The sequence below is a fragment of the Kribbia dieselivorans NBRC 106261 genome (assembly GCF_001552435.1).
GTDB lineage: Bacteria > Actinomycetota > Actinomycetes > Actinomycetales > Dermatophilaceae > Kribbia > Kribbia dieselivorans.
Genome location: NZ_BCRE01000019.1, coordinates 1 through 4,552, shown reverse-complemented (window position 1 = coordinate 4,552; position 4,552 = coordinate 1). Strand labels below are relative to the sequence as shown.

General features: G+C 72.2%; 5 protein-coding genes and 1 pseudogene. 2 read left to right on the top strand and 4 right to left on the bottom strand.

Annotation, left to right across the window (positions count from 1 at the left end):
• Nucleotides 1-134: 134 nt before the first annotated feature.
• The 3 genes from KD1_RS02010 to KD1_RS02000 form a co-directional block, all read right to left on the bottom strand.
• A complete protein-coding gene (locus KD1_RS02010; protein WP_245627235.1) occupies nt 135-1,100 on the bottom strand; it encodes an NUDIX hydrolase in 966 nt (321 codons plus the stop codon).
• 99 nt (nt 1,101-1,199) lie between these two features.
• Entirely contained in the window at nt 1,200-2,108 is a 909-nt protein-coding gene (gene mshD, locus KD1_RS02005) for a mycothiol synthase (RefSeq protein ID WP_068396778.1), read from the bottom strand.
• A complete protein-coding gene (locus KD1_RS02000) occupies nt 2,105-2,809 on the bottom strand; it encodes a response regulator transcription factor (RefSeq protein WP_068396776.1) in 705 nt (234 codons plus the stop codon). Before KD1_RS02000 ends, mshD begins: the two co-directional genes overlap by 4 nt.
• Nucleotides 2,810-2,879: 70 nt before the next feature.
• On the opposite strand from KD1_RS02000, the gene KD1_RS01995 reads away from it, so the two are divergent.
• On the top strand, nt 2,880-3,752 hold the full coding sequence (locus tag KD1_RS01995; protein WP_068396773.1) for a hypothetical protein: 873 nt from the start codon (nt 2,880-2,882) through the stop codon (nt 3,750-3,752).
• A 101-nt stretch (nt 3,753-3,853) separates the two neighbouring features.
• Here the strand turns inward: KD1_RS01995 and KD1_RS01990 are convergent, their stop codons facing one another.
• Complete coding sequence (locus KD1_RS01990) at nt 3,854-4,348, bottom strand: heme-binding beta-barrel domain-containing protein (protein WP_068396770.1); 495 nt, start codon at nt 4,346-4,348, stop codon at nt 3,854-3,856.
• Between the two features lie 23 nt (nt 4,349-4,371).
• On the opposite strand from KD1_RS01990, the pseudogene KD1_RS01985 reads away from it, so the two are divergent.
• A pseudogene (locus KD1_RS01985) lies at nt 4,372-4,552 on the top strand (DsrE family protein); the annotation flags it as partial.

Here is a 4,552-nt window from a genome sequence, read left to right as displayed (position 1 = left end):
CGAGCCGGTCAACGCTCCGGTCGTCGTGGGCTCGGGCCCGACGCCGCCGGAGCCGGTGCACCCGACCACGCTCAGCGCGGTGGCAGCCACGGCGGCGACCAGCGCGGCCCCACGGCGCCGCGTCGACCGGGCCGTCATGCGATGTCGTCCGGGTGATGCCGCTCCGCCGCGACGATCCGCGCGTCCGCCCCGGTCCCGACCAGATGCGTCACGAGCATCTCGCCCTTGTGCAGACCTTCGGCCATGACCCCGTCGATCACGGCCGCCGCGACCTGACCCTCGGGCTCGCGCCGATCGACGATCCGGGCCAAGGGGGCGACCATCTCGCTCAGCACCGGGCCGTGGCTGCACAGCACCGCGGCGATCCCGCGCCCGAGCACGCGCTCGACGTCGGCGATCGCGTCGGCGGGAGCGGCCGCGAACCCCTCCTCCGAGAGTCCGTCGGCCAGACGCAACTGCTCGCCGGAGGCGGCCGCGTACGGCGCCAGGGTGTCCTTGGCCCGCACCGACGGCGAGGAGATCAGCCGAGTCAGCCCATAGGCCGACAGGAGTGGCACCATGTCCTCGGCCTGGTGCTGGCCCTTCTCGTTCAGCGGGCGCAGCCGGTCGTCGCCCTGCCAGCTGCGGCGCGGCTGGGCCTTCGCATGCCGCAGCACGCCCAGGGACCACGTGTTCAGGCCGGCGTGCTGATCCGCCCGGGCGAGGGCCGCGAGCTGATCACGGTCGTGGCTGTAACTCAGCCGCTGCGACGCGGCCTCGATCCCCAACCAGACGACCTCATCGACCTCGTCGACATCCTGCGGTGCAGCCTCGGCGAGCACCTCGGCGGCCCAGTAGCGCACCTCCTTGAGCTGCGCCTTCCCCTCCGGGGTGGTGTACGTGTACGTCGTCGTCGGCAGGGGGCGCCCCAGCCGCACGCTCAGACCGGTCTCCTCGAGCGTCTCGCGCACGGCCGCCACCGGGAAGATCTCCCCACGGTCCAACTTGCCCTTGGCCCAGGCCCAGTCGTCGTAGCGGGGGCGGTGGACCAAGGCAACCTCAAGGAGGCCGCGGCGTCGACGCCACGGCAGGGTCCCTGCAGCCAGCGCCACATTGCTCACGTCCAGACCTCCGTCGTCCATTGCTTGAACGGCAAACCAGTCTGGCAGGTTCCGATGCGCTCGTGCGAATGCCCCACCGGCGGATGTGAACAGCGCAGGTCAGCGCGCATACATCACGTGGACGGCGGCATCGCTGAACCCGGCTCGACGATAGGTCGCCACCGCCGGAGTGTTGTCACCGTCGACGTAGAGGATCACCTCGGGCAGCCCGAGCCCGGCCAGATGATGCGTCCCGAGCGCGGTCAGCGGCCCGGCGAGTCCGCGTCCCTGGCGGTCGGGGTGGATGCCGACCACGTAGACCTCCCCGGCCGGCCGGGTCGGATCCAGACTCGACGTCGCGTTCGGGTCGACCTTGGTCCAGTGGAACGCCACGACGCGCGGCCGCCCGTCGACGAGCTCGCTCGGGTCCTCGACGAGGATCAGGCCGGCCGGGTCGAACCACGCCTGGGCCTCGCGCGCCTCGACGTCGGCCAGGGTCATCCGCCCCTGCTCGGGGTGGTGGGAGAACGCGGCCGCGTTGACCTCCAGCCACGCCGCCTCGTCCTGGCCGACGACGAACGGGCGGGAGCGCAGTGGGGCGGGCAGCACCGGCTCGGCCCGGTCGGCCTCGGTCAGGGGCCGGGCCATGACCCGCAGGTCACGCACGGCCCGCAGCCCCTCGACGGCGGCCAACGCCTGCGCGCCGGCCAGGTTGCCGTGGGCCCAGAACCGCGCGTCGGGACGGGCCTGCAGCACCGCACCCACGAGACTCCGCCCATGCCCGGAGCGTCGTGCGGCGGGGTCGACGACGAGCTCGACCGCCCCGTCGGTCGCGATCTGGGCATAACCGCGCACGCCGGAGCCCGGTGGTGTCAGCAGGTGCACCGCCTTGGCCCCCGGGCGGCGCAGGTCCAGCACGAACTGCTCGGACAGGGGCGCGACCCCATCGGTGGCCCGGGCGCGCTCGGCCAGCCCAACGACCTCCTCCGCCTGGGTCGACGTGAGGTGGTCGGTGGTCGTGATCGTCATGCCTCATCCTCCGTGGGGGCCTCGTGGTCGGTGCGCAGGAACCGGTAACCGACATTGCGCACCGTACCGATGAGTGACTCGTGCTCGGTGCCGAGCTTCGCGCGCAGGCGTCGCACGTGGACGTCGACCGTGCGTACCCCGCCGAAGTAGTCCTGCCCCCACACCTCGTCGAGCAGCTGGGCCCGGGTCAGCACCCGGCCGGAGTTGCGCGCGAGGTACTTGAGCAGCTCGAACTCCTTGTACGTCAGGTCGAGCGGTTCGCCGCGCACCCGGGCCGACCACGCCTCCTCGTCGATGACGACGTCGCCGACGACGATCCGGCCCTCCTCCTGGGTCGGTTCGGCCACGGTCGGAGCGCGGTGGGCCAGGAGCCGTAGGCGGGCATCGACCTCGGCGGGCCCGGCGGTGGTAAGGAGAAGGTCGTCGAGCCCCCACTCGGCGTTGACCGCGATCAACCCGCCCTCGGTCAGGATCGCCACGGTCGGCAGGCCCAGGGCGGCCACCTGCAGGGCGCGGCACAGGGCCTTCGCGCCGAGGATCTCATGGCGGGCATCGACGAGCAGCACCTCGGCATCGGGGAACTGCAGCGGGGCCGCCGGTTCGGCGGCCGCCACCTTGACGTGGTGCGCCAACAGGCCGAGTGCCGGCAGCACCTCGGTGCTCGGACCCAGGGCGTCGGTCAGGAGGAGGAGACGGGCCATCGCGCTCCAGAATATGCCGCGCTCGCGTGCGCGGGTGTTCCCGACTCGGGACGCAGGTATCGTCTCAGGGGTGCCAGACAACGACGCTGCCTCGAAGTCGGGAGAGTCGCCGCCGACCCGTGCGGAGCGCCGCGCGGCCCGCGACAATGCGCGCGTGCGGGAGATGTTGGCCGTGCTGCCCCGAGCCGCCACCGTCCCGCGGCCGGTCACGGTGGCCGTTGCCGTGGCCGGAGCCGGGCTGCTGGCGCTCGTGTTCTGGGGCCACACCTACTGGATCTCCGTGGCCGCCATCGGGCTGCTCGGCGTGGTCCTCGTGCCCGGCTGGCACGACCTGCTCGGGTCACCGACCCCACGCAGCGGAGCCGTCGTGCTGTTCCTCGCACTGGCCGCGCTGATCGGCGCGGTGCTGGTCGGTGCGCCACACCCCTCCTTGGTGCATCTGCCGACCGCGCTCGCGTTCAGTGTCATCGTCGCGTTCCTGCATCAACTCGTGCGCCGCGACGGCCGTGTGCGGGTGGTCGACTCGATCGCGGTGAGCGCCGCGGGCATCGTCGTACTCGCCTCCGGGGTGACCATGGTCGTCACCGCGAGCGACTCGGCCGGGCCGGTGCGGCTCGTGGGCGCGGCGGCCATGGTGGCCATGGCGGTGTCGGCGCCGGTCGACCTGCTCGTCAGCCGCGAGCGGATCGAGCGGTGGCTGCTGCCGGTCGCGATGCTCGTCGCCGCCGTGGTGGCCGGGGCGACGATGATGCTCGGCGGGGCCGACCAGCCGTGGGCCGGGGTGCTCGCCAGCATGATGGCCGTCATGGTGGCGCACCTGGGCCGCCGCATGTTCGGGGTGCTGCCCCATGCCGGCACCCTGCGCGGTCAGCTCGTGGCCGGGGCCGCCTCGGTGCTCGCACCGGGGATGGTCATCCACGTCCTCGCGCAGGTCCTCGCCTGACACACCCCCGGACCCCCCGCACCCCCCCGCCGAGTGATGGATCCGTGTGCCCTATACCGGGGTATAGGGCACACGGATCCATCACTCAACGAAGGGAGGGGTCAGGCGACGCGCTTGAGCTGCGCCGAGATGTGGCTCTGCAGCGGCTGACCCATCGCGGCCATGTCCATGGCGTACATGAGGTCGGAGTTGACCAGGCCGTACATGCGCGTGGCGGCGGTGTACTCCTTGGCGTGCGGGCTGCGCATGACGCCGTCGGTCTTGAGGTCGATCTTCGCCGGGGTGACCGTGCCGAAGTACATCTCGACGATGCCGGTCGGGTGGGTCAGCAGCAGCTCGACCTCGCCGTCGGGCAGCGGTCGCCAGAACCCCATCTCCCGACCGGAGGGGCGCAGCCGGTTGCCCACCCCGTCGAGGAGCCACGTGCGCGACTGCCACTCCAGGAACGGGCGACCGTCGTGGGTGACCTCGATCTCCTGCCCGAAGTGGGCCGATTCGATGGTCGGGTAGCCGACGACGCCGGCGCCCTCCCAGCGCCCGACGAGCCAGGCCAGGGGTGCGAGATCGGGGTGCAGGTCCGCGTCAAGGGTGAACACGACGTCGAGCCTATCGTTGGCCCATGGCCCAGACCCGTTTGCTCATCAAGATCACCGTCGGTACCGCGACCCGCGAGGACATCGAGAAGGTGAACCAGGCCCTCAACGTCGCCTCGATCGCCCTGGCCAGCTCGGTGCCGGTGTCGGTGTGGCTCGCCGGCGAGGCTGCGTGGCTGGCGGTGCCCGGTCGCGCCGAGCAGGTCG

Bases quoted from the DNA above. Each gene is read 5' to 3' on its own strand.
- mshD (WP_068396778.1), bottom strand. From the start codon at position 2,108: ATGACGATCACGACCACCGACCACCTCACGTCGACCCAGGCGGAGGAG.
- KD1_RS02000 (WP_068396776.1), bottom strand. From the start codon at position 2,809: ATGGCCCGTCTCCTCCTCCTGACCGACGCCCTGGGTCCGAGCACCGAG.